This is a genomic window from Campylobacter sp. CNRCH_2013_0855 (genome assembly GCF_025773025.1).
GTDB lineage: Bacteria > Campylobacterota > Campylobacteria > Campylobacterales > Campylobacteraceae > Campylobacter_D > Campylobacter_D jejuni_C.
In genome coordinates this window covers 1-20,747 of record NZ_JAKMTE010000016.1, presented here as the reverse complement: position 1 = coordinate 20,747, position 20,747 = coordinate 1, and the positions used below count along the sequence as shown (strand labels likewise).

Annotated in this window: 24 protein-coding genes; 13 read left to right on the top strand and 11 right to left on the bottom strand. The window is 28.3% G+C overall.

All coding sequences use genetic code 11. From position 1 onward, the window contains the following. The first annotated feature begins 89 nt into the window (after nucleotides 1–89). Entirely contained in the window at nucleotides 90–1,166 is a 1,077-nt protein-coding gene (gene flhB, locus L8X40_RS07475; RefSeq protein ID WP_263667619.1) for a flagellar biosynthesis protein FlhB, read from the top strand. On the opposite strand, the gene L8X40_RS07470 is transcribed toward flhB, so the two are convergent. Next, entirely contained in the window at nucleotides 1,158–1,937 is a 780-nt protein-coding gene (locus L8X40_RS07470; protein WP_214136280.1) for a sulfite exporter TauE/SafE family protein, read from the bottom strand. The two genes, flhB and L8X40_RS07470, sit on opposite strands and share 9 nt — an antisense overlap. 112 nt (nucleotides 1,938–2,049) lie before the next feature. Between L8X40_RS07470 and L8X40_RS07465 the strand changes: the two genes are divergently transcribed. The 3 genes from L8X40_RS07465 to L8X40_RS07455 are packed head-to-tail and all read left to right on the top strand — an operon-like array spanning nucleotide 2,050 to nucleotide 4,533. Continuing rightward, nucleotides 2,050–3,186 carry an N-acetyl sugar amidotransferase gene (locus L8X40_RS07465; protein WP_214125702.1) on the top strand — a complete coding sequence of 379 codons (1,137 nt, stop codon included), beginning with the start codon at nucleotides 2,050–2,052 and terminating at the stop codon, nucleotides 3,184–3,186. Further along, complete coding sequence (hisH, locus tag L8X40_RS07460; RefSeq protein WP_214100233.1) at nucleotides 3,183–3,794, top strand: imidazole glycerol phosphate synthase subunit HisH; 612 nt, start codon at nucleotides 3,183–3,185, stop codon at nucleotides 3,792–3,794. Before L8X40_RS07465 ends, hisH begins: the two co-directional genes overlap by 4 nt. A gap of 1 nt (nucleotide 3,795) precedes the next feature. Continuing rightward, the gene (locus L8X40_RS07455; protein WP_214100232.1) at nucleotides 3,796–4,533 is read left to right on the top strand and encodes a HisA/HisF-related TIM barrel protein; all 738 of its coding nucleotides are present in this window, start codon (nucleotides 3,796–3,798) and stop codon (nucleotides 4,531–4,533) included. Here the strand turns inward: L8X40_RS07455 and pseH are convergent. Genes pseH through pseF form a run of 6 tightly spaced genes read right to left on the bottom strand, consistent with a single transcriptional unit; the run spans nucleotide 4,501 to nucleotide 8,548 of the window. Then, nucleotides 4,501–4,965: a UDP-4-amino-4,6-dideoxy-N-acetyl-beta-L-altrosamine N-acetyltransferase gene (pseH, locus tag L8X40_RS07450; protein ID WP_214100231.1), complete on the bottom strand. Its 465-nt coding sequence runs from the start codon at nucleotides 4,963–4,965 to the stop codon at nucleotides 4,501–4,503. The two genes, L8X40_RS07455 and pseH, sit on opposite strands and share 33 nt — an antisense overlap. Beyond that, entirely contained in the window at nucleotides 4,962–5,786 is an 825-nt protein-coding gene (gene pseG, locus L8X40_RS07445; RefSeq protein ID WP_087700236.1) for a UDP-2,4-diacetamido-2,4,6-trideoxy-beta-L-altropyranose hydrolase, read from the bottom strand. The genes pseH and pseG overlap by 4 nt, the downstream gene beginning before the upstream one ends. Then, on the bottom strand, nucleotides 5,783–6,496 hold the full coding sequence (locus L8X40_RS07440) for a WbqC family protein (protein WP_192866638.1): 714 nt from the start codon (nucleotides 6,494–6,496) through the stop codon (nucleotides 5,783–5,785). The genes pseG and L8X40_RS07440 overlap by 4 nt, the downstream gene beginning before the upstream one ends. Then, nucleotides 6,493–7,167: a class I SAM-dependent methyltransferase gene (locus tag L8X40_RS07435; RefSeq protein WP_087700234.1), complete on the bottom strand. Its 675-nt coding sequence runs from the start codon at nucleotides 7,165–7,167 to the stop codon at nucleotides 6,493–6,495. The genes L8X40_RS07440 and L8X40_RS07435 overlap by 4 nt, the downstream gene beginning before the upstream one ends. Nucleotides 7,168–7,169: 2 nt before the next feature. After that, complete coding sequence (locus L8X40_RS07430) at nucleotides 7,170–7,856, bottom strand: class I SAM-dependent methyltransferase (protein WP_263667618.1); 687 nt, start codon at nucleotides 7,854–7,856, stop codon at nucleotides 7,170–7,172. Then, complete coding sequence (pseF, locus tag L8X40_RS07425) at nucleotides 7,847–8,548, bottom strand: pseudaminic acid cytidylyltransferase (protein ID WP_263667617.1); 702 nt, start codon at nucleotides 8,546–8,548, stop codon at nucleotides 7,847–7,849. Before pseF ends, L8X40_RS07430 begins: the two co-directional genes overlap by 10 nt. A 62-nt stretch (nucleotides 8,549–8,610) precedes the next feature. Between pseF and L8X40_RS07420 the strand changes: the two genes are divergently transcribed. Further along, on the top strand, nucleotides 8,611–9,828 hold the full coding sequence (locus L8X40_RS07420) for a DUF2920 family protein (RefSeq protein WP_214136275.1): 1,218 nt from the start codon (nucleotides 8,611–8,613) through the stop codon (nucleotides 9,826–9,828). A 30-nt stretch (nucleotides 9,829–9,858) separates the two neighbouring features. On the opposite strand, the gene L8X40_RS07415 is transcribed toward L8X40_RS07420, so the two are convergent. Beyond that, on the bottom strand, nucleotides 9,859–10,818 hold the full coding sequence (locus L8X40_RS07415; protein WP_263667616.1) for a 3-oxoacyl-ACP synthase: 960 nt from the start codon (nucleotides 10,816–10,818) through the stop codon (nucleotides 9,859–9,861). Between the two features lie 73 nt (nucleotides 10,819–10,891). Here L8X40_RS07415 and L8X40_RS07410 point away from each other — a divergent pair, with 73 nt between their 5' ends. Beyond that, the gene (locus tag L8X40_RS07410) at nucleotides 10,892–11,932 is read left to right on the top strand and encodes an acyl carrier protein (protein WP_087698988.1); all 1,041 of its coding nucleotides are present in this window, start codon (nucleotides 10,892–10,894) and stop codon (nucleotides 11,930–11,932) included. Nucleotides 11,933–11,955: 23 nt separating this feature from the next. On the opposite strand, the gene L8X40_RS07405 is transcribed toward L8X40_RS07410, so the two are convergent. Continuing rightward, complete coding sequence (locus L8X40_RS07405) at nucleotides 11,956–12,180, bottom strand: acyl carrier protein (protein WP_087698989.1); 225 nt, start codon at nucleotides 12,178–12,180, stop codon at nucleotides 11,956–11,958. A 107-nt stretch (nucleotides 12,181–12,287) separates the two neighbouring features. Here L8X40_RS07405 and L8X40_RS07400 point away from each other — a divergent pair, with 107 nt between their 5' ends. From L8X40_RS07400 to L8X40_RS07375, 6 genes are read left to right on the top strand one after another with little or no spacing between them, the layout of a single operon-like run. Continuing rightward, on the top strand, nucleotides 12,288–12,812 hold the full coding sequence (locus tag L8X40_RS07400) for an adenylyl-sulfate kinase (RefSeq protein ID WP_087698990.1): 525 nt from the start codon (nucleotides 12,288–12,290) through the stop codon (nucleotides 12,810–12,812). Further along, nucleotides 12,799–13,566, top strand: coding sequence for a class I SAM-dependent methyltransferase (locus tag L8X40_RS07395; RefSeq protein ID WP_263667615.1), 768 nt, complete (start codon nucleotides 12,799–12,801; stop codon nucleotides 13,564–13,566). Before L8X40_RS07400 ends, L8X40_RS07395 begins: the two co-directional genes overlap by 14 nt. 50 nt (nucleotides 13,567–13,616) lie before the next feature. After that, the gene (locus L8X40_RS07390; protein WP_214136272.1) at nucleotides 13,617–14,390 is read left to right on the top strand and encodes a class I SAM-dependent methyltransferase; all 774 of its coding nucleotides are present in this window, start codon (nucleotides 13,617–13,619) and stop codon (nucleotides 14,388–14,390) included. Nucleotides 14,391–14,402: 12 nt separating this feature from the next. Then, nucleotides 14,403–16,727 (top strand): PEP-utilizing enzyme, encoded by a 2,325-nt coding sequence (locus tag L8X40_RS07385; protein WP_214136270.1) that lies wholly within the window; start codon nucleotides 14,403–14,405, stop codon nucleotides 16,725–16,727. Beyond that, on the top strand, nucleotides 16,724–17,323 hold the full coding sequence (locus L8X40_RS07380) for a gamma-glutamyl-CDP-amidate hydrolase (RefSeq protein WP_214100236.1): 600 nt from the start codon (nucleotides 16,724–16,726) through the stop codon (nucleotides 17,321–17,323). The genes L8X40_RS07385 and L8X40_RS07380 overlap by 4 nt, the downstream gene beginning before the upstream one ends. Beyond that, nucleotides 17,320–18,078 carry a phosphocholine cytidylyltransferase family protein gene (locus L8X40_RS07375; RefSeq protein WP_263667614.1) on the top strand — a complete coding sequence of 253 codons (759 nt, stop codon included), beginning with the start codon at nucleotides 17,320–17,322 and terminating at the stop codon, nucleotides 18,076–18,078. Before L8X40_RS07380 ends, L8X40_RS07375 begins: the two co-directional genes overlap by 4 nt. On the opposite strand, the gene L8X40_RS07370 is transcribed toward L8X40_RS07375, so the two are convergent. Both L8X40_RS07370 and L8X40_RS07365 read right to left on the bottom strand, forming a co-directional pair. Next, nucleotides 18,075–19,571, bottom strand: a complete 1,497-nt coding sequence (locus L8X40_RS07370) for an amino acid adenylation domain-containing protein (RefSeq protein ID WP_261545346.1) — start codon at nucleotides 19,569–19,571, stop codon at nucleotides 18,075–18,077. The genes L8X40_RS07375 and L8X40_RS07370 overlap by 4 nt on opposite strands. A gap of 1 nt (nucleotide 19,572) precedes the next feature. Continuing rightward, nucleotides 19,573–20,355, bottom strand: a complete 783-nt coding sequence (locus tag L8X40_RS07365) for an AAC(3) family N-acetyltransferase (protein WP_214100221.1) — start codon at nucleotides 20,353–20,355, stop codon at nucleotides 19,573–19,575. A 67-nt stretch (nucleotides 20,356–20,422) separates the two neighbouring features. Between L8X40_RS07365 and L8X40_RS07360 the strand changes: the two genes are divergently transcribed. Further along, nucleotides 20,423–20,747: DUF2920 family protein (locus tag L8X40_RS07360; protein ID WP_263667613.1), on the top strand; the 325-nt coding region annotated here is incomplete at its 3' end.

Below are 20,747 nucleotides of genomic sequence, written 5' to 3'. Positions count from 1 at the left end.
GAATTGAATGAGAATAAATCCAAGTTTCAAATTTGTTTATACTTGGATTTAAATGCTATAATTTTACTTTAAATTTTTAAAGGTTTTTTATGGCTGCTGATGATCAAGAAAAAACAGAAGAACCCACGTCCAAGAAAATAGAAGATGCGCGCAAAGAGGGTAATGTCCCAAAAAGCCAAGATGCATCTGCTGTGGCTGTACTTGTTATAGCTGTGGTTGTGGTGTTATTTATGTTGCCTTTTATAGGCGAGAGAATTAGCGGTTTGTATAGGTTTTATCAAAGTTTTATAGGCATAGAGCTTGATTTAAAAATCTTACAAAAAATTATTATAAAAACCATGATAGAAATGTTTATTATGGTTTTACCTATTACTCTAACAATTATGGTTGCAGGTGTACTTGGTAATTTAATGCAATTTGGTTTTATTTTTACTACTAAGCCTATTACTCCAAATTTTAATAAAATTAATCCTATTAATGGACTTAAAAATCTTTTTTCTTTGAAAAAAATCATTGATGCTTTGAAAATTATTCTTAAAGTTGGAGTTGTTTTTGGTATAGCTTTTATTTTTTTATTGCAATTTATGAAAGAGCTTCCTAGGGTAGAACTTTATACGATTTATCCACAACTTTTATGGCTTAGAGATAAGGCTATTATACTTGCAGCTATTGTGATTATAGCTTTTTTGATTATCGGGCTTTTGGATGTACTTTTAGTAAGGTATCAATACTTTAAAAACTTACGCATGAGCAAACAAGAAATCAAAGATGAATACAAGCAAAGCGAAGGAGATCCTTTAGTAAAAGGAAGAATTCGTCGTTTACAAATGGAAGCAGCAAGACGCAGAATGGTGCAAGATGTTGCTAGTGCTGATGTTGTAATTACTAACCCTACTCACTATGCGGTTGCTTTACGTTATGATAGTTCTAAAGAAGCTGCGCCTAAGGTTTTGGCTAAAGGAGTGGATTTTTTAGCTTTGCGTATTAAAGATATGGCATATGAATACAATGTTATGATTTATGAAAATCCTCCTTTAGCTAGAGAGCTTTATAAAGCTTGTGAGGTAAATGATCTTATCCCGCCGGAGCTTTTTAAAGCAGTGGCAGAGGTTTTAAGCTTTGTCTATACTTCTAATAGGCAAAAATTTGCTGATAGATTAAAATAAATTTAATTTTTTAATTAAACTTATGATAGTCATGGTTATAGAAAGAGCGTAGATGCATAAAAGTGCTATACGGTGGGATTTGAGGTTGATTTTTTCCATGATTTTTATACCAAGATAAACTCCTAGCATAGAGCTAAGTCCCACCAAGCTTCCATTTTGTAAAACTTCTTTATCAATGATGTCATTATATACAAAAGAACTAATCCCTGAAATGGAAGCAAATATTACAAAAAATAAGCTAAGTGGCACTACTTTTTTGGTATCATAGCCTAAAAAATAAGCCAAAATAGGAGTGATTAAAAGCCCACCACCAATCCCTAAAGATATAGCAAAAATTCCTGTAAATATACCACAAATTAGCAAAATAGAATTTTTTAAGATATTAGAGTGACCAATGTTTCCAATGGTACTTTTTTGATTAAAAGCAAATTTTAAAAAGAATACAATACTCACGCATAGAAAAATACTTGTTAAAGTTATATCTGAAAAATATGAGAGTAAAAGCCCACTAAACATCGCACCTAAAAAGCCTCCAAAGCCTATGATAAGACCATCTTTTAAGATTAAATTTTTCTTTTTATAGTTTAAATAGGAGCCAAAAATAGAAGCAAAAATCATTTGTACAACAGAAATTGCAACAGCATGGTGAGAGCTAAGCCCTAAAGTAAGCATAAAAGGAACGATAATCATACCACCGCCTATGCCAAAAACTCCTGAAGCCATACCTGAAAAAATTCCTATAATCATATAAGGAAGTAAAGTTAAATCCATAGTTTATAAACCTTTAAATAAAAAATATTGTAACAAAATAAAATTTATTTAGCTTTAGAAAATATAATCATAGTCGATTTATGATGATTATAAATATTTTTTTGGAGTTAATATGAAATTTTGTAAAAAATGCGTTATGCCAAATACTAAGCCTGATTTGCATTTTAATGATGAGGGAATTTGTGATGCGTGTTGCTCGCAAGAAGCGAAAAATCATAAGATAAACTGGCAAGAGCGTGAAAAAGAATTTCTAGAGCTTGTGAAAAAATATAAAAAACATCCTGTGTATGATTGTGTGATAGGGGTAAGTGGTGGTAAGGATTCTACTTTTCAAGTTTTAAAATGTCTTGAACTTGGACTTAATCCTTTGTGTGTTTGTTTTGAACCAAGTATCCCTACTAAAATAGGTAAAAAGAATTTAAAAAATTTAAATAATCTTGGTGTTGATTTAATCCATATTAAAAGAAATCCTTTGGTGTATAAAAAATTATCCCGTGAAGCTTTTATAAGAACGGGCGATAATGAATGGCAAAACCATTTGGGGATTTTTACTTGTGTTCCAAAAATTGCTGTTGCTTTTGAAATTCCTTTGATTATTTGGGGGGAAAGTCCACAGATTGAATATGGTGGACCAGCTAGTTCTAAAGAAAAAAATACTTTAGGTAGAGAGTGGCTTGAAGAATTTGGTGGGCTTTTGGGTAATAGAATTTCTGATATGATTGGAGTTGATGGTATTAGAGAGAAGGATTTATATTTTTATACTTATCCAAGTGATGAAGAGCTTCAAAGAGTAGGAGTTACGGGGTTATTTTTGGGATATTATTTTAAATGGGATTATAAGTATAATTTAAAATTAGCTCAAGAAAATGGTTTTAAAACTAGTATAAAACCAGTTGAAACTACTTATGAGAATTTTGAAAATTTAGATTGCTATTCAAATCATGTGCATGATTATTTAAAATACTGTAAATATGGTTTTGGAAGAGCTACGGATAATGCGTGTTTGGATATAAGACTTGGTTATATTAGCCGTGAAGAGGGTGTGAGACTTGTAAATAAATATGATGGAAAGCCACCTAAAAAGGCTATTAAGAAGTATTTAAAATTTAGTGGTTTTAGTGAAAAAGAATTTGAAAAAATTGTCGATTCTTATACTAATAAAAAGATATTTAAACGCGATGAAAATGGTAAATTCTTAAGAGATAGTGATGGATCGTTGATAAAAAAAGATGAGTTTGTTTTGAAATGATTTGTATTGTTGATTATCATCTTGGCAATTTTAAATCTGTTTTAAAAGCTTTTGAAAAACTTGATCAAGAAGTGGTTATAAGTTCTAAAAAAGAAGATATAAAAAATGCCTCTAAATTAGTTTTACCAGGTGTTGGGTCTTTTAAGCAAGGTATGGAAAATTTAAAAAAACTTGCACTAGATGAGCTTTTAAAAGAATGTGTTTTAAAAGATAAAAAGCCTATTTTGGGGATTTGTCTTGGTATGCAACTTTTTGCTAGTAAGGGATATGAGGGTGGAGAGTGCGAAGGGCTTGATTTTATAAAAGCAAAGGTTTTGAAATTTGATTTAAATAAAGAAAAATTATTGCACAGTGGTTGGGATGATTTACAATTTAGTGATAAAAAAAGCAAGCTATTTGATGGAATTTTAGAAAAAAGTGATTTTTATTTTGTGCATTCTTATTATGTAGAGTGTTTAGAGGGAGTGGAAACTTCTTTTTGTGAGTATGAAAAACCTTTTTGTGCAAGTTTTGAAAAAGATAATATTTTTGCTGTGCAATTTCACCCTGAAAAAAGCCAAAATGTAGGTTTGAAACTTTTGGAAAATTTTGCAAATTTAAAGGCCTAGTATGCTTAAAACAAGAATCATACCTTGCGTGTTATTAAAAGATCATCAGCTTGTAAAAAGTATCAATTTTTCTTCTTTTAGAACTATAGGGCATGTAATAAGCACAGCTAGGATATATAATGCTAGAAATGTTGATGAGCTTATAGTTTTGGATATCAATAAAAATGGTGTTATAGATTTTGAAAGCTTAGAAGATATAGCTAATGAGTGCTTTATGCCTTTAACCATTGGAGGTGGGATTAGAACTTTAGAAGATATTAGAAAAGTGTTAGATATAGGTGCTGATAAAATCAGTCTTAATTCTATGGCTTTGCAAGATCCAGATTTTGTCAAAAAGGTGGCAAATACTTTTGGAAGTTCTTGTGTAGTATGCTCGATTGATGTAAAAAAAGACAAAAATAAATTTAAAGTTTTTAATAATGAAATTTTAGATATTGATCCGCTAGAACTTGCATTAAAATACGAATCTTTAGGAGCAGGGGAGATACTTTTAACAAGTGTTGATAAAGAAGGAAGTTCTTTGGGGTATGATTGGGAATTACTAGAGTATTTCAAAGGTAAATTAAAAATTCCACTCATTATCAATGGAGGACTTTCTAAGCCTCAAGATGGGGTAAAAGCTATACAACTTGGTGCAAATGCATTAGCCGGTGCTTATATATTTCATTTTAGTCAATATACTCCAAATGATGTTAAAAATGAGCTTTTAAAAAATAATATCCCTGTGAGGATTGTTTAAATTTACAAAATAAAAATTATTATCTTCTTTAATAACTTCAAAACCATGTTTTAAATATAAATTCAAAGCTTTTGTATTTTCTTTAAAAACACATGCGTTTAAAGTTTGAACTTTTAAAACATTAAAAGCATAGTTTTTAACTTCTTGCATTAAAAGATTACCTACACCTTTTTTTATACCATAAAGTCCAAATTCACAAGAAAGTTTGGTTATATTGATAAAATCAATTACTCCTATGATATTTTTATCATCATAAACTAAAAAATATTTTTTAGTTGTATCCGTTTTTAGACTAGATAAAAAACTTAAGTGCTCTTTTAAAGTGATATTTTGCGTTTTCATAAATTTAGCAATATTTTCATCATTACGCCATTTTAAAACAAGCTCGATTTCTTCTTGAGTTAAATGGATAAAATCTTTTAAAACTATCATATAAAACTCTCCACTTCATAGCCTTTTTTAACAAGCCATGTTGCAAGTTTTTCTTGATTTTTAGCATAAGCTATAGCTTTAAAATTTGCTTTTAAAATTAAAGCTTCGTTGACTAATGAACTTGCACTAATGATGAGTTTTTTGCTTTCATTCATTAATCTAGCAAGATTAGAATAGTCTATTAGAATTTGTATATTAGGATTTTTTTGGCTTAATTTTTGAAGCGAGTTTAGATGTGAATTTGCTTTTGTGGTAGCTATGATGATGGTTTTATTTTTATTTAGTTTATTTGCTATATCAAAGGAAATATTTTTTGGATCACTTCCCCCTATACAAATAAAATAATCATAAATTTTTTCTCTTTTTATCTTACTTTCTTCATAAAACTCATCGCGTATTAGAGCATAGGAAAAGCCACATCTTAGTTCACAATACTTTGGTACTAAATTTTCATAATCACTTTCTTTAGCATAGGCATTGACATTTAGTAAAATATCACAAAAATGTTCTTTTATCTCATCATCAAAACTGAGAATTTTAATTCCTGTTTCTAGTTTGATGAGTTTTTCATCATCTGCAGTGATCTCATAATGATCGATGATTAAAAGATCAAATTTTTCTTTTTTGATGAGATTGATTAGCTCATATATGCTAGCACTTGTTAGTTCGTATACAGGATAAGGAATTTCATCTATTAAAGAGCCTTTTAGTGGTAAACAAGCAAAAGATATATCATGGTATTGTTTGGCTAATAAAAGATCTCTTTTAATGTGTCCATGCCCTATAGTGCTAGAACTATCGCTTCTAAAAAGAACTTTCATATATTATACTCGTTAATTTTGATACATTCTTGAAATTTTACACAAGGATTTTTTTCGTTAAATAAAAAGTCTAAAATTCCCAAATAAGCTATAAAATTTGTACCTAATTGAGTATAGGTTGGATGGATAAAATCAAAATATTCAATTTTTATATTTGCATTTTTAAAAATTTCTTTTGCTGTATCTTTCTCAAGATAATTTTTTGATCCTTCTGGAGAAAGATAATAATCAGCTTTTAGTGTTTGGCAAATTTCAAGTAGTAATTTTTCTTTTTTTTCATTTTTTAAGTTTAAAGAAGAGCTTTGCAAAATAGGTGTTTTGATATTCAAATGCTCGCAGTAAATTCTGATTAATTCCATATTAAATTGCACCAAATGCGTATGTTTAAATAAAGCTTTTTTTAAGACACTGTAATATTTTTCAAAATTAGCACTTTTAGAATATGCATGGTAAATGGTTTTTAGAAATTTAAATTTCCACTTTTCATCTTTTTCAAATAAAATATTTTGAAGCGATGTTTTTTGTGGTGCTTTTTGTAAGTTTAGTCCTAGTAAAAAGGTTTTATCTTGTAATTTGATTTTGTTTCTATTTTGCCAAGATCTGCGTTCAAACTGAACATTATCTAAAAAGACAAAAGTATCAACACTTTGTATCATATATATATAGCCAAGCCATGGGTTGAAGGTTGGCTGCATGATGGCTATTTTCACTTAATTTTTCCATAAATTACAATATCGCTATCATTAACTAATCTTTCATCTTCTCCCATAATATTGGTATTCTCATAAGTAAGTACTTTAAAATCATATAAATTTAAATATTCTTTTAAAATTTCTACAAGTTCGTATTCTTGGTAGAGAGTGTTTATACATCCAAGCTCTCCTGTAGTGTTATCATTTGTGATTTTAAAACAATTATGAGCTATTTTTTCTCCATAACCATATCTATAATCTTTTATACTTCTTGTTCTTAAAAAAAACAAAGCATTTTCTTTATACATAGAGTTTTCTTTAGAAATTTTTAATAATTTTAAAAAATCTTCTTTCAAAAGATAGTTAATCACATTAGGAATCATAAAAATATCTGCATTAAGATTTGGATTTTTTAAAGGAAATTCTAAGATATTATCATGAAAAAACTGATAGTTTTTACATTGGATTATTTCTTTGAAATTGTAATTAGCGTTGTTGATATTTTCTTTGTTTAAATCAACCCCGATACATTCATAATCATAATTTGCAAATAAAGAAAGATTATTGCCGTTAGAACAGGCAAATTCTAAAACTTTTTGGTTGCTTTTTTGATGTAATCCTTGTTTGAAAAAAAATTTAATTACCGCTAAATCTGGAAATTTTAAGCCTTTTAAATCTCTTAAGTACATTTTCACTCCTTAGTAATTTTTCCATAGATGATTATATCGCTATCTTTGATATAAACTTTATTTTTTATATTGATATTTTCACTTGTGATAACTTCAAAATCATATAAATTTAAATATTCTTTTAAAATTTCTACAAGTTCGTGTTCTTGATAAGCGGTGCAAAGACAATTTTTCTCACCACTAAATTCATCGCCACTTAAGATGAAGCTACCATTTTTTAACTTTTTTCCAAGTCCATAACGATGATCTTTAATGCTTCTTGCTCTTAAGAAAAAGTGAGCATACCCCCCCCCGCTTACTCGATATAGGTTATTTTGTTTTGCATCTTGCAGTAAATTTTTAAATTCATCTTTGCTAATGTAATTAATTACATTAGGTATTAAAAATACATCTGCATTTATATTTTGATGATTTTTAGCAAAATCAAGCATATTTTCATTGAAAAAATTTGCCTTTTGATAATGCATAATTTCTTTAAAATTATAAATAGCATTTTCATGATTTTGTTTGCTAAGTTCTACGCCAATACACTCATAATCATAATTTGCAAATAAAGAAAGATTATTACCATTATGAGAGGCAAATTCTAGGACTTTTGCATTTTTTAAGGTATCAAGCTTGTTTTTAAAAAACCATCTTACAAGCTCCATATCAGGATACTTAAAACCTTTGATTTTATTTATAAACATTTATTACCTTTGTGAAACTGATATAGTATTTTAGCAAATTCTAAGTCTTCAAAGGTGTCAATATCACAGATTTTATTCCTTGGAAGCAAAAAAGCTTTAGAGTGAGGTTTAAACATAAAATCTTCTTCTAGCCACGCTTCTTTTTTGCCAAAGTAAAATGCACCACCATCATGATAAGCTTTGGTAAGATCTTGTGAGCGTTTGTTATAGTTTGATTCATCAAACATATAAACTTTATTTTGTTCATCAAGGTAAAAACCTCTTTGTATAGGGTATTCAAACTCACAAGCTGAAAATAAAAATTTACATTCTTCCTGACTAAATTGCTCAAAAGCTTCTTGTAAAATAAACTCATCTATAAGTGGTGCAGTAGCGTATAAACAGCACACATTTTTATAGTTCTTACCTTGCTCTTCTAGGGTGGTGATGGCATTTTGGATTACAGCGGTTGAGCTTGCATAATCATCACTTAGTTCTTTTTTACGCACAAAAGGAGCTTTGGCTCCGTATTTTAAAGCTACTTCAATGATCTCATCATCATCGCTTGAAATGATCACATCATCAAAAATACCCGAATTTAAAGCACTTTCTATGCTATAAGCAATCAAAGGTTTTCCTAGAAAATCAATGATATTTTTTCTAGGAATACGTTTAGAACCACCACGCGCTGGGATAATACAAAGATTTTTCATAAACTCTCTTTAATTTTATAAAAAAATAAGTATAATTTAATTTTAATTTTAAAAGGCTTAACATGATCATAAACCAAACTTATTTCATAGACTCTTGTAATGATGTAGAATTAAATATAAAAAGAGAAAGTAAATTAGAATATAGAATCACTTATGATGATAGTAAGCAAATGAAAGCTATTGTTTTTATCATAGGTGGTTTTGGTGCAAATGCCAATATGTCGTTTTTAGATTTTGATAGAGAATATCTTGCTAAAAAATTTAATATTGTTGTTGTAAATGTTTTTTATCATTGCTTTAGCGCTAGGCCTTCTATAGATGAAAAGTATAGTCCAATTTTTATGCCAAATGAAAAAGATTGGGAAAGTTTTTGTGAAATAGCAAAACTTTGTAATCTTCCAATTAGGGGTTATGAAAAAAATGATTTTAAAGATTGTTTATTTAAACTTGATGAGAGAGTTGAGCAAATAAAAAATGAAGGCGCATTAGAAAAAGATTTTCTAGTTAATGTTTCTTGTGATCTTATTTTGCCAAACGGCGACTATCAAAACTATGGTATTATGGCAGCGATTGATCATATAAATGCCTTAAAAGATATAATGAAAAATTTCCCTCAATTTAAATCTTTACCTAAAATTTATGGGGGGGGGTCATATGGCGGTCATCTTGCTTTAATGTGTGCAAAGATTGCTCCTTGGTATGTTGATGGAGTTATAGATAATTCAGGGGTATCACTACCTCATTTACCACATTTATTGGGTAGAGAGACAGGTTGTGCTGAGTATTTTATAAAAGGAAATAACTATATACTTTCTTGTTTTGTAAAAAAATATTGGACTAGAGATGAAAGTTCTCCTTATTTTTTGAGTGATGATAGTTATATGATAAGGGTTCTTTTAAATTCAAAACATTTAAATTTACAAAGTGTAAAAAATAAAAATGCAGTATTTATTAGTTATCATAGTGCAAAAGATGATGGAGCTCCAATTGAACATAAGGCTAATTTGTATGAAATTTATAATCAACTTGGATTTGATGCTACTTTGCATATTGTTAAAGATGAAAATGATGTAGATGGTAGATACATAAAAAGTTTAGATCATGGTTTAAGAATGACGGATAGAGCTTTATTTAAAAAAGAATTGCCTATATTACTTGAAAAAGTAAAAAATAAAATATTTGATATGAGAGAAGATAGTATATCTTATCCTTGTAAAGATAAGATATTTACTTTTAAAGATTTTAAAGATCGATTTGGACTTGAAATTACACAACTTTGATAAAGCTTTGAAGTTTATCAAAGTTTATTTTTAGGCTACATGCATTAAAGGTAATCCCTGTTCCAAAGCTTCCAAGTAAAATTTGTTTATCCCCCCCCCAGCATATGAAGCTAATTCTAGGGGTAATTTATTTATAGTTGTGTTTCCATAATTTTTAAGAATATTATCTTGGGTAAAATTTAAATTTAGTTTCTCATATAGTTTTTGCTTTGAAAAATTATCAGAAGAGTGGATAAAAAATTCATTAAAACTAGTTTTTTTTAGATTGAAATGTTCAAGAAAATCTTGAAAAAACGCTGGATAGTTTTGCATAGTAAAAGAAAAAGCTAAAGCGGTATTAGCTTGTATGTTTTTGTTGCTATTAGTTTGAAGTCCGTTATAAGGTAAAGTTTCTTCTATGCATTGGGTAGAAAAAATTTTTTGAGCAAAGTAACTTTTATCTTCAATGTTAGTATTTTTTTCTATTAAAATTGCACTTGCGCTATCGCTATTATTTAAAAAGGTAATTTTGTCTTTTTGAGCATCAATTGCTTTGCTTTTTACACTAGCACATATTAAAACAGCTTTTTTTATACTTGGTTGATTTAAAGCCAAAAACACTTGAAGTAAACTCTGTAAAAATCCAGGGCAAAAACCTAATACATCTAAGCATAAAGTATGGCTACTTAAATTTAAATTTTTATGGATTAAACTAGTGCAAGCTGGTGCTAAATAATCCGGTGTAAAGCTTGTAAAAACTAGTAGATCAATTTCATCTTTTTTGAGTATATCTTTTGATAAAAACTCTTCTAATGCTTGTGTTGCTAAATCACTCGAGTATGTTGACTCATCGCTTACAAAATGATTAAAAATTCCTGAATTTTCTTGTAAAAGTTGATATTTTCTTTCATTTATATTGCAAAGTTTTAATTCATCTTCTTTGCGAAGTGGATTTTTAGGCAAAATAACGCTGATAGCTTTAATAAAATGGTTAGTAATTTCTAAATTCATTATTACTCTTTTTTTGTTTTTTGGATATTTTATCATTTTTTATTTGTTATAATAAATTAAAAAAAGGAAAAAAATGATAGCGTATATTAGTATAGGAACAACCAATAGTGGTAATCAAGAAAGACAAGGTTTTTTAATGCAAAATGAAAATAAACTTTTGCAGCAAGGTTATATCTATCCAAAATCTCTTAGAATGGCTAATAGACATTGGGTTTTGGTGGATATAGTTTTAGAGCTTATAAAAAAAGATAAATTAAGTCAAAATCCATTGGATGATTTAGAAGATGTACGTTTGATTAAAGCTATTGAGAATTTCAAAACAGAAGCTACAATACATAAAGATAAGAAATTTATTTTTTCTGCAGAAGGGATAGTTTGGGATTTTTCTACTAAAAGACATATAGAAATTCTTAAAAGCGTTTTAAATGCTTTAGGATTTGATGAAATTTATGAGATTATTTACTTTAGAGATACTCTTGGGTATTTAAATTCTCATTGCTCTCAAGATATTAAAAATAATATGGGGTTTTATAGTGCTGATTTTAAGCCTGATGAGCATCCTAGAAAATATATATTTGATTATAAGTGGATTTGCGAGAGCCATATAGAAGTATTTGGTGAAAAAAGCTTGATAGTAAGACTTTTGAAGGAAGAATATGTTGGCGGAACATTACTTAAAGACTTTGTATATCACTTGGGCTTAGAATGGGATGATGAATTTTCATTAAAACAAAATAAAAATGAAAGTTTTAATCTTTTAGGTATGGAGCTTCAAGGAAGACTTATAAAAAAAGATTTGCATGGGCAAAACATAAATTCTTTGCTTTATACGGCTAGAAAAATTTTTGAAGGTGCTAATGAGGATAGGTTGAAATTTAGAGTACAAAAAGAAATAGCAAAAGCTTATGTTGATTATTATGCTCCTTCACTTGAGTGGGTTAGAGCTAAGTATTTTCCACACAGAAAAAGCTTGTTTGAGCCGATTAATTGGGATGAATATAAAGAAAATCCAACTTTAACTCAAACCAAAGAAAGTGATTGGGATAAAATAGCTGATTTTATAGCAGAAATTATTGTATCTAAAAATAAAATTATTCAGTCTTTAAAAGAGTAATTAAAGCAATGTTAAACATTGCGTTAATTATATGCTTTTTCTAGCATATTTTTGATACTTTGAAAATCTTCAAAATTTTCAGGACTTATAAATTCAGCATTGAGACTTTTTCCATAATGTTTTTCAATTTCAGCCACTAAAGCCATAATGTCAATGCTATCTATAATATCTTCACTTACTAAATTTTGCATTGTTTCATCAATATCGGTTCTTTCTATATTCATAAAAAATTTTTTAATATTTTGCATACTTCTCCTTTTTTTATTTAAAAAATAATGATTATTATATCTTATTAATATTGAATTTTATAAGAATTTGATAATATATTATTTTTATTAGCTTGGGAAAGTTTTAAATGATTGCAAGTGTTATTTGGCTTACAGGTTTAGCAGGTAGTGGAAAAAGCACTATAGGTAAAGCATTATATGAAAAATTAAAAAATGAGCATAAAAATATTGTTTATCTTGATGGAGATGAATTAAGAGATTTACTAGGACATTATAGCTATGATAAGCAAGGTCGTATAGATGTAGCATTAAAAAGATCCCAATTTGCTAAATTTTTAAATGATCAAGGTGTGATAGTAGTTGTAACAACTATATCTATGTTTAATGAAATTTATAAATATAATAGAGAAAAATTAAAAAATTATTTTGAGATTTATATTAAATGTCCAATGGAAGAATTAATAAAAAGAGATCAAAAAGGACTTTATACAAAAGCTTTAAATGGTGAAATTAAAAATGTTGTAGGTGTTGATGTAAAATATGATGAACCAAATGCACATTTTATACTAGATAATTCATTGCAGGATAATTTAGATAAAAAGGTCGATATAATATTTGATTTAGTAACAAAGGAGTTTCATGAAACAAGGTGACTTTAGTGAAGTTGCAAAACATTATCATAATAGACCAGCATATTCAAGTATGCTTATAGAAAAGCTCATAAAATGCATAAATGATCAAAATAAAAATACATTAAAAGTTGTAGAAGTAGGAGCTGGCACGGGAAAGCTTACTAAAATGCTTGCTGATGAGTTTAACCTTTGTATAGATGCAGTCGAGCCAAATGATAATATGCGTGAAGAAGGTATTAAATTTACTCAAAATTCACAAAATATTACTTGGCATAAAGGTAGTGGAGAAGAAACTACTATGCCTAGTAATTATGCTGATTGGGTAATTATGGCTAGTTCTTTTCACTGGACAGATCCTAAAAAGTCTTTACCTGAGTTTGCAAGAGTACTTGCAGGGGGGGGGTATTTCACTGCCATATGGAATCCACGCCATATAGTTAAAGACTCTGTATTTTATGAAATTGAAGAGGAAATTAAACATATTGTACCAGAGCTTACTCGTGTAAGTAGTGGGGTGCAAAATGTTAAAAATTGGGAAGAAATCTTAGTAAGTACTGGAGATTTCAAGGATTGCTTTTTTATGGAGTGTGGTTATAAAGAGCTTTGGAGCAAAGAGCGTTATCTTGGGGCTTGGCATTCTGTAAATGATATTCAAGCACAAGCTGGAAAAGCTAGATGGGAAGAAATTTTAAAAATGATAGAAAATAAAATTTCTTCTATGGATATGATTGAAATTCCTTATAAAATTCGTGCATGGACGGTGCATAAGGCATAGTAAAATCCTTTAGCTTTTTTAGCTTTGCTATTAAAGTTAAAGGAAAAAAAATGGAAAAAATAGTAGAACAAGTTTGGGATTATACTAAGCATGCAAAATTTTATTCATATAGACCAAATTATGCACCACTTAGTATAGATATGCTAGTAGAGCTTGCCAAAAGAACTAGTCAAAGTTCTAAAATAAAAGTTGCAGATATTGGAGCAGGTACAGGAAATTTGAGTATTATGCTTTTAGAGAGAGCTTGTAAAGTGGTAGCGGTTGAGCCAAATGATGCAATGCGTGAAATTGGTATAGAAAGAACTCAAGGTCAAGATATAGAATGGGTAAGAGCTACCGGTATTGACTCTACTTTAAAAGATGGAGGGTTTGATTGGGTGAGCTTTGGAAGTAGCTTTAATGTGATGGATAGATCAATGGCATTAAAAGAAAGTCATAGATTGCTCAAAAAAGGATGTTATTTTACTTGTATGTGGAATCATAGAGATTTAAATGATCCTATTCAAAAAATAGCAGAAGATATTATCGTTAGTTTTGTTCCAAATTATACAAGAGGCACAAGAAGAGAAGATCAACGCCCTATTATAGAAGCGCATAAAGAGCTTTTTGATAATATTATTTATTTGGAAGAGGATTTTTACTTTCATCAAAGTGTAGATAATTATATCAATGCTTGGAGAAGTGTAAAAAATCCTTATTGGGATCTTGAGACTAAAGAAGGCAATGAGTTATTTGAGAAAATCACTGATAAGTTAAAGCAAGAATTACCAAGCAAATTTGATATCAAATATACAACAAGAGCTTGGAGTGCAAAAAAAATATAAAAGAGTGATATTATGGATAGATTAGTTTTTCAAACAAAAGCAAGAAATTTGCAGAATTTAAAAAATATACTTAAAAATGCAAAAGTTTTAGATGTAGTTATCACTTCTTTAAAAGAAATCATTCAAGATAAAGAAGAAGTACTTAAAAAAATTACCAACCTAAATGCGAAAAAACTAATCATCCGTAGTTCTTCTAATAGTGAAGATAGTTTAAAAAGCTCCAATGCTGGAGCTTTTTTAAGTTTGGCTAATGTAGATGCTAGTGATAAAAGCCAACTTTTTAACGCTTTAGAAAAAGTAGGTCATTCTATGCCTAGTGAGAATGATGAAATTTTAATTCAACCTATGCTTTTAGATATTCAAAAATGTGGTGTTGCTTTTAGTGTAGATAAGGATAATTTTGCTCCATATTTTTGCATAGAATACGATGAAAACGGCTCTAATAGTTCTATCACAGATGGAAGTGCTAAAAATGCCAAAACATATTTTCACTACCGTGAAAATGAAGATATAAAAGATCCATATATGCAAAAAGTTATTTTATTATTAAAAGAACTTGAAAGTTTATATGATTGTAATTTTTTAGATGTAGAATTTGCTTTTAATGAGCAAGATGAACTTTTTTGCTTGCAAGTTAGACCTTTAATAATGCAAGAAAAAATCAATCTTTTTGATAACCTGCCTAAAGAAGCTTTACATAGACTTTATAAAAGATTTTTATCTTTACAAGAACCAAGATCTAGAGTGCTTGGAAATAAAGCTATTTTTGGTGTAATGCCTGATTGGAATCCAGCAGAAATTATAGGACTTAGACCAAAAAGATTAGCTTTTAGTCTTTATAAAGAAATCATTACAGATAATATTTGGGCTTATCAAAGAAATAATTATGGTTATAGAGATCTAAGATCACACCCTTTAATCCATTCTTTTTTAGGTATTCCTTATGTAGATGTGAGACTTTCTTTTAATTCTTTTATACCAAAAACGCTTGATGAGAATATTGCTAAAAAGTTAGTTAATTATTATTTAGATAAATTATATGAAAATCATGAGTTGCATGATAAAGTGGAATTTGATATAGTATTTTCTTGTTATGATTTTCATATGGCTGATAAATTAGAACGCTTATTAGATCGTGGTTTTAATAAAAATGAAATCAAACGTATTGAATTTTCTTTGCTAAATCTTACTAATTCTATTGTTAATATTAAAAATGGCTTATGTTCAAAAGATATAGAAAAATCAAAACAAATGATTGTGTATTATGAGAACATTATGCATTCAGATTTTTCACCATTAGATAAAATTTACTGGCTTTTAGAAGAGTGTAAAAGATATGGAACATTACCATTTGCCGGTGTTGCAAGGGCTGCGTTTGTAGCCATGACTATGCTTAATTCTTTGGTGGAAATTGGATTTTTTAGCAAAGAAGAAAAAAATGAATTTTTAAATTCTCTTCACACCGTTAGCAAGACCTTGAGTAATGAATTAACAACTTTAAATGAAAATAATAAACAAGATTTTCTAAAACAATTTGGCCATTTAAGAGCAGGAACTTATAATATTTTATCTCCAAGATATGATGAGGATTTTGATGGATATTTTGATTTAAAACAAAAAAGTAAAATTCAAAAAGAAAAGGAATTTAAAATTAGTGATGATAAGTTGCAAAAACTTGATCAAATTTTAAAAGAACATGGGATTGAAGTTAATGCAAAAGAATTTTTTAGCTTTTTAAAAATAGCTATAGAAGGACGCGAATTTGTTAAATTTGAATTTAGTAAGCTCTTATCTAAAGCTATATCACTGATAGAAGATCTTGGAAATTATTATGGAATATCCAAAGAAGATATGGCTCATTTAGATATTAAGAGTATTTTAAATTTATACTCTAGTGTATATTCAAAAAGTCCAAAAGATAAATTTTTGAGTGAAATTAATGAAAACAAACAAGAATATGAATTAAGTTTAGCTATAAAACTTCCGGCCTTACTAACTGATGCGCATCAAATATTTGGGTTTTTTGCTAACTATATTCATCCAAATTTTATCACTCAAAAAAGTATTAGTGCTAATATTGCTTTAGAAAATGAACAAGATTTAAAAGGCAAGATAGTGTTAATCTATGCAGCTGATCCTGGCTATGATTATCTGTTTACTAAAGATATTGCAGGTTTTATCACTTGCTATGGTGGTGCAAATTCGCATATGGCTATTAGAGCTTCTGAGCTTGCTATGCCTGCTGTTATTGGTGTAGGTGAAGAGAATTTTAAAAAATATCTTCAAGCAAAGAAGATTAAAATTGATTGTCAAAGCGAGCAGATATTTTGTCTATGAAATTTATAGCCATTAGCCAAAGAATTTTAGAAAATCAAGATTATTATGAATTAAGAGAGTGTTTGGCGCTTGATTGGGGAAATTTTTTTAAAAAAGAATTAAGTGAGTTTTTACCTCTTCCATTGAGTTATGAAATTGATTTTAAAAATTATATCTCTAGTATTAGTGCTGTGATTTTAAGTGGAGGTAATGATTTAAACTCTTGTAAATCTTCTTTCATTAATCAAAAAAGAGATGAATATGAAAAAAATATTATAAAGTATTGTGTGCAAAATAATATTCCTTTGCTTGGGATTTGTAAAGGAGCACAAATGATCGCTTCCTATTTTAATTCTACTATTTGTCCTTGTAAAGATCATATTGGAAATCATGAGGTGTATTTAAATGATCAAGCAATTAATGTTAATTCATATCATAATTTTGCTATTAAAACATTAGGTAATGAGCTTGAGGTGTTAGCAAATGCAAAAGATGAAACAATAGAAGCTTTTAAGCATAAAAAATTTAGTATTTATGGTCTAATGTGGCATATTGAAAGAGAAAATGGTATGAGCGAAAAAAGTATTTTTAATGCGTGGTTAAAGGATATAAAATGAGAGCTATAATTTTAGCGGCAGGATTTGGTTCAAGGTTAATGCCTTTAACAAAGAACAATCCAAAATGTATGGTTGAATATAAAAATAAAAAAATCATAGATTATGAAATTCAAGCTTTAAAAGAAAATAATATTCACGAGATATGTGTAGTTGGTGGATATTTATTTGATGTTTTAAAGGATTATGTGGATAAAAATCATAATTTAGAGTTGTTTTATAAAAATGAAAACTATGATAAAACTAATATGGTTCAGACTTTATTTTGCGCTAGAGAATTTTTGCAAAGTTGTATTGAGGATAAGCAAGATTTGATTATTTCTTACGCTGATATAGTTTATTTTAAAGATAGTATAGAAAAACTCAAACAGTCAAAAGATGATTTTGCTGTTGTTGTGGATAAAGCTTGGAAAGAACTATGGGTAAAAAGGTTTGAAAATCCACTTGATGATGCTGAAACTTTAAAATTACATGATGATTTTATAGTAGAGCTTGGCAAAAAAGCAAAAAGTTATGATGAAATTCAAGGGCAATATATAGGCTTATTTAAATTTTCTCATCATTTTTTAAAAGAAGTTTTAAAAACCTATGATGGACTTGATAGAACTTTACTTTATGATGAAAAAGATTTTGAAAATATGTATATGACAAGTTTTTTACAAATTTTAATTAATAAATACAAAAATGCAAAAGCTATAAAAATCAATGGAAATTGGTGCGAGATAGATTTTATGAGTGATTTGAGAGTGGAAATTTAAGAGTTTCTACTCAAAACCTTCCTATCAATCTTCCCATTTGCATTTAAAGCAAATTGTTCTATTTTAACAAATTTTTTAGGTATCATGTAGGTAGGAAGTTTGTCTTTTAAAAAGTTTTTAAAATCTAACTCTTCCTTGCTTTCATAAAAACAAATAATTTCTTCTTCAAAAATACAAGCACAATTTCTTACATTCTCATGAGAATTGATAATACTTTCTATCTCTCCAAGCTCTATGCGATGACCCATATATTTGATTTGATGATCTATCCTTCCATAGCATAAAAGTTCGCTAAATTCATTATAAGCTACCACATCACCTGTTTTATAAAGCAAGTCTAGGTAATTATCATGTAAAGGATTTTGCACAAAAGCTTGCTTTGTTTTTTCTTTATCGTTGTAATACCCTAAAGAAAGACAAGTTCCTCTTACATAAAGCTCTCCTTTAACTCCTACTTGACTTGGAGTAATTAAATTTAAATTCTCATCAAAGACTAAAAGTTGGGTGTTTTTACATGCTTTTCCTATAGGCAAAAGCTCATCATCACTAAATTGTCTATTAACTATGTAAAAAGAGCATACATCGGTAATTTCAGTAGGTCCATAAAGATTAGCAAATAAAGTATTAGGAAGATGTTTGCGCCAAATGTTGAGTTGTTTATTTGGCATGATTTCACCACAAAAAAGAATTTTGTTTAAATGCCTTAGTGTAAAGGCTTCAAGAGCATTAGTATTAGCAAAATAAATCAGCACAGAAGGTACCCAAAAAATTGTTGTTATTTTTTCTTGTTCTAGATACTCTAAAATTTTATTTGGAAAAGCAAAAAGATGATTTGGCAGTATATGAAGCGTAGCTCCCATTTTAACAGAGCTAAATATATCTAATATGCTATTATCAAAGTAAAATGGTGCTTGATTAGCAAGTATATCTTCATGACTTAGCTTAAAAGTTTCACATACCCAAAAAGTATAATCAATCACACTTTTATGACTTATACTTACTCCTTTTGGAGTTCCTGTGCTTCCGCTTGTAAAAAAGACATAAAGTAAATTAGTATCTATGTGATTATTTAAAGCTTTTTCTAAAGCATTTTCATTTACAACAAAGCTTTCAAAATCTTCTGTGAAAATAGTATCAAGATTAAAATCTAAATTTAATTTTTTAGAAGTAATTAAAAGCTTTGGTTTTAAAACTTCTATAACTTTTTCTACACGTTCTTTAGGGCTTTTTTCATCTAAAAGCGTATAAAAATTTCCACTTTTTGCTACACCAAAAAAAGAAAGCAAACAATCAATCCCTTTAGGAAGTATGATTAATACAGGTTCTTGTGTACTTTTAGTAGGAAGTTTAGAAAGAATTTTACTTGCTATTTTTTTACTTAAATCATCAAATTCTTTATAGCTTATGCTTTTACCATTAAACTCAACAAAAGCATTTTTACTTCCAAATTTAGCAACGCTTTCTTGTAAAAAATCATTGATATGAGTTGTCATTTTATTCCTTTAGCAAACAATAAGGGTTATCCTTTAAAGCTTTTAATGTTTTTTCTAAATAGTTTTTCATGTTGATATTTATTATATGAGCATTGGAAAAATTTAAAATATTAAAATTATCATCATTTTTTAAAATAGCTACTTGTTTATCAACATCTAAATCTGAATTTTCATCCAATTTTCTAACATAGTATTTAATATTTTTTTGGAGTATTTTACCATTTTCATCGATAATTTTTCCACTAAAATTTTTAAAATATCTATATGGAACATGAGCTTTTTCTTCTATGAAATGACTAAAAGTATACCCAGCTATTTTAGAGCCAAATAAAACTAGTTTTCCATTTTCTTTGGCTAAAACATCATATACACAATTTTCTCCAAAACAACTTGTAGTGTCTTTTAAAAACAATTCTTCTTTGGCTCCTTTAACGGCAAATGAAAATATAGGATCATTGGTGCGTTTTACCCCCCCCCATCTGCGAAAATATTCTGCTAAAACACCAACAGTACCTCTTGAATTTAGATTGTCATAAACTTCATTTTTGCAAAAACTATAAGTAAATGTAGGCATGATTAAAGTACCTTCTTTGCCTATAACTTCAAAAAAACAATCTAATATAGTTTGTAAAAATTCATTTCTAGGAAGTAAAGGTGTGCCAAATTTCATTAGTTCACTATGCACACATAAAATATCGCCTTTTTTGATGTCAAGTTTTTTAAAAGCCTCTATTAAGTCAACATCGGAATATTTTTTGTTATCGCATTTAAATATATATTTCATCTTTTTTCTTTGAGTGTATTTTATTAGATATAATAGCATATAAATTACAATGTCAGGAAAGAAAAGCATGCTTAAAAATCAAACCTATTTTATAGACTCTTGTAATGATGTAGAATTAAATATAAAAAGAGAAAGTAAATTAGAATATAGAATCACTTATGATGATAGTAAGCAAATGAAAGCTATTGTTTTTATCATAGGTGGATATGGAGCTAATGCAAATATACATTTTCTAGAAAGTTATAGAAATTTTATTGCTAAAAAATTTGATGTAGTAGCTGTAAATGTATTTTATCATTGTTTTTGTCAAAGAATATCAGATATAGAAAAATATAGTGCAAAAGTTATTATTTGTGAAGATGATCTTAGATTTCTTAAAAGAACATTAGAAT

Coding starts and splice junctions, on each gene's coding strand:
- flhB (WP_263667619.1), top strand. CDS start 90: ATGGCTGCTGATGATCAAGAAAAAACAGAAGAACCCACGTCCAAGAAA.
- L8X40_RS07470 (WP_214136280.1), bottom strand. CDS start 1,937: ATGGATTTAACTTTACTTCCTTATATGATTATAGGAATTTTTTCAGGT.
- L8X40_RS07465 (WP_214125702.1), top strand. CDS start 2,050: ATGAAATTTTGTAAAAAATGCGTTATGCCAAATACTAAGCCTGATTTG.
- hisH (WP_214100233.1), top strand. CDS start 3,183: ATGATTTGTATTGTTGATTATCATCTTGGCAATTTTAAATCTGTTTTA.
- L8X40_RS07455 (WP_214100232.1), top strand. CDS start 3,796: ATGCTTAAAACAAGAATCATACCTTGCGTGTTATTAAAAGATCATCAG.
- pseH (WP_214100231.1), bottom strand. CDS start 4,965: ATGATAGTTTTAAAAGATTTTATCCATTTAACTCAAGAAGAAATCGAG.
- pseG (WP_087700236.1), bottom strand. CDS start 5,786: ATGAAAGTTCTTTTTAGAAGCGATAGTTCTAGCACTATAGGGCATGGA.
- L8X40_RS07435 (WP_087700234.1), bottom strand. CDS start 7,167: ATGTACTTAAGAGATTTAAAAGGCTTAAAATTTCCAGATTTAGCGGTA.
- L8X40_RS07430 (WP_263667618.1), bottom strand. CDS start 7,856: ATGTTTATAAATAAAATCAAAGGTTTTAAGTATCCTGATATGGAGCTT.
- pseF (WP_263667617.1), bottom strand. CDS start 8,548: ATGAAAAATCTTTGTATTATCCCAGCGCGTGGTGGTTCTAAACGTATT.
- L8X40_RS07420 (WP_214136275.1), top strand. CDS start 8,611: ATGATCATAAACCAAACTTATTTCATAGACTCTTGTAATGATGTAGAA.
- L8X40_RS07415 (WP_263667616.1), bottom strand. CDS start 10,818: ATGAATTTAGAAATTACTAACCATTTTATTAAAGCTATCAGCGTTATT.
- L8X40_RS07410 (WP_087698988.1), top strand. CDS start 10,892: ATGATAGCGTATATTAGTATAGGAACAACCAATAGTGGTAATCAAGAA.
- L8X40_RS07405 (WP_087698989.1), bottom strand. CDS start 12,180: ATGCAAAATATTAAAAAATTTTTTATGAATATAGAAAGAACCGATATT.
- L8X40_RS07400 (WP_087698990.1), top strand. CDS start 12,288: ATGATTGCAAGTGTTATTTGGCTTACAGGTTTAGCAGGTAGTGGAAAA.
- L8X40_RS07395 (WP_263667615.1), top strand. CDS start 12,799: ATGAAACAAGGTGACTTTAGTGAAGTTGCAAAACATTATCATAATAGA.
- L8X40_RS07390 (WP_214136272.1), top strand. CDS start 13,617: ATGGAAAAAATAGTAGAACAAGTTTGGGATTATACTAAGCATGCAAAA.
- L8X40_RS07385 (WP_214136270.1), top strand. CDS start 14,403: ATGGATAGATTAGTTTTTCAAACAAAAGCAAGAAATTTGCAGAATTTA.
- L8X40_RS07380 (WP_214100236.1), top strand. CDS start 16,724: ATGAAATTTATAGCCATTAGCCAAAGAATTTTAGAAAATCAAGATTAT.
- L8X40_RS07375 (WP_263667614.1), top strand. CDS start 17,320: ATGAGAGCTATAATTTTAGCGGCAGGATTTGGTTCAAGGTTAATGCCT.
- L8X40_RS07370 (WP_261545346.1), bottom strand. CDS start 19,571: ATGACAACTCATATCAATGATTTTTTACAAGAAAGCGTTGCTAAATTT.
- L8X40_RS07365 (WP_214100221.1), bottom strand. CDS start 20,355: ATGAAATATATATTTAAATGCGATAACAAAAAATATTCCGATGTTGAC.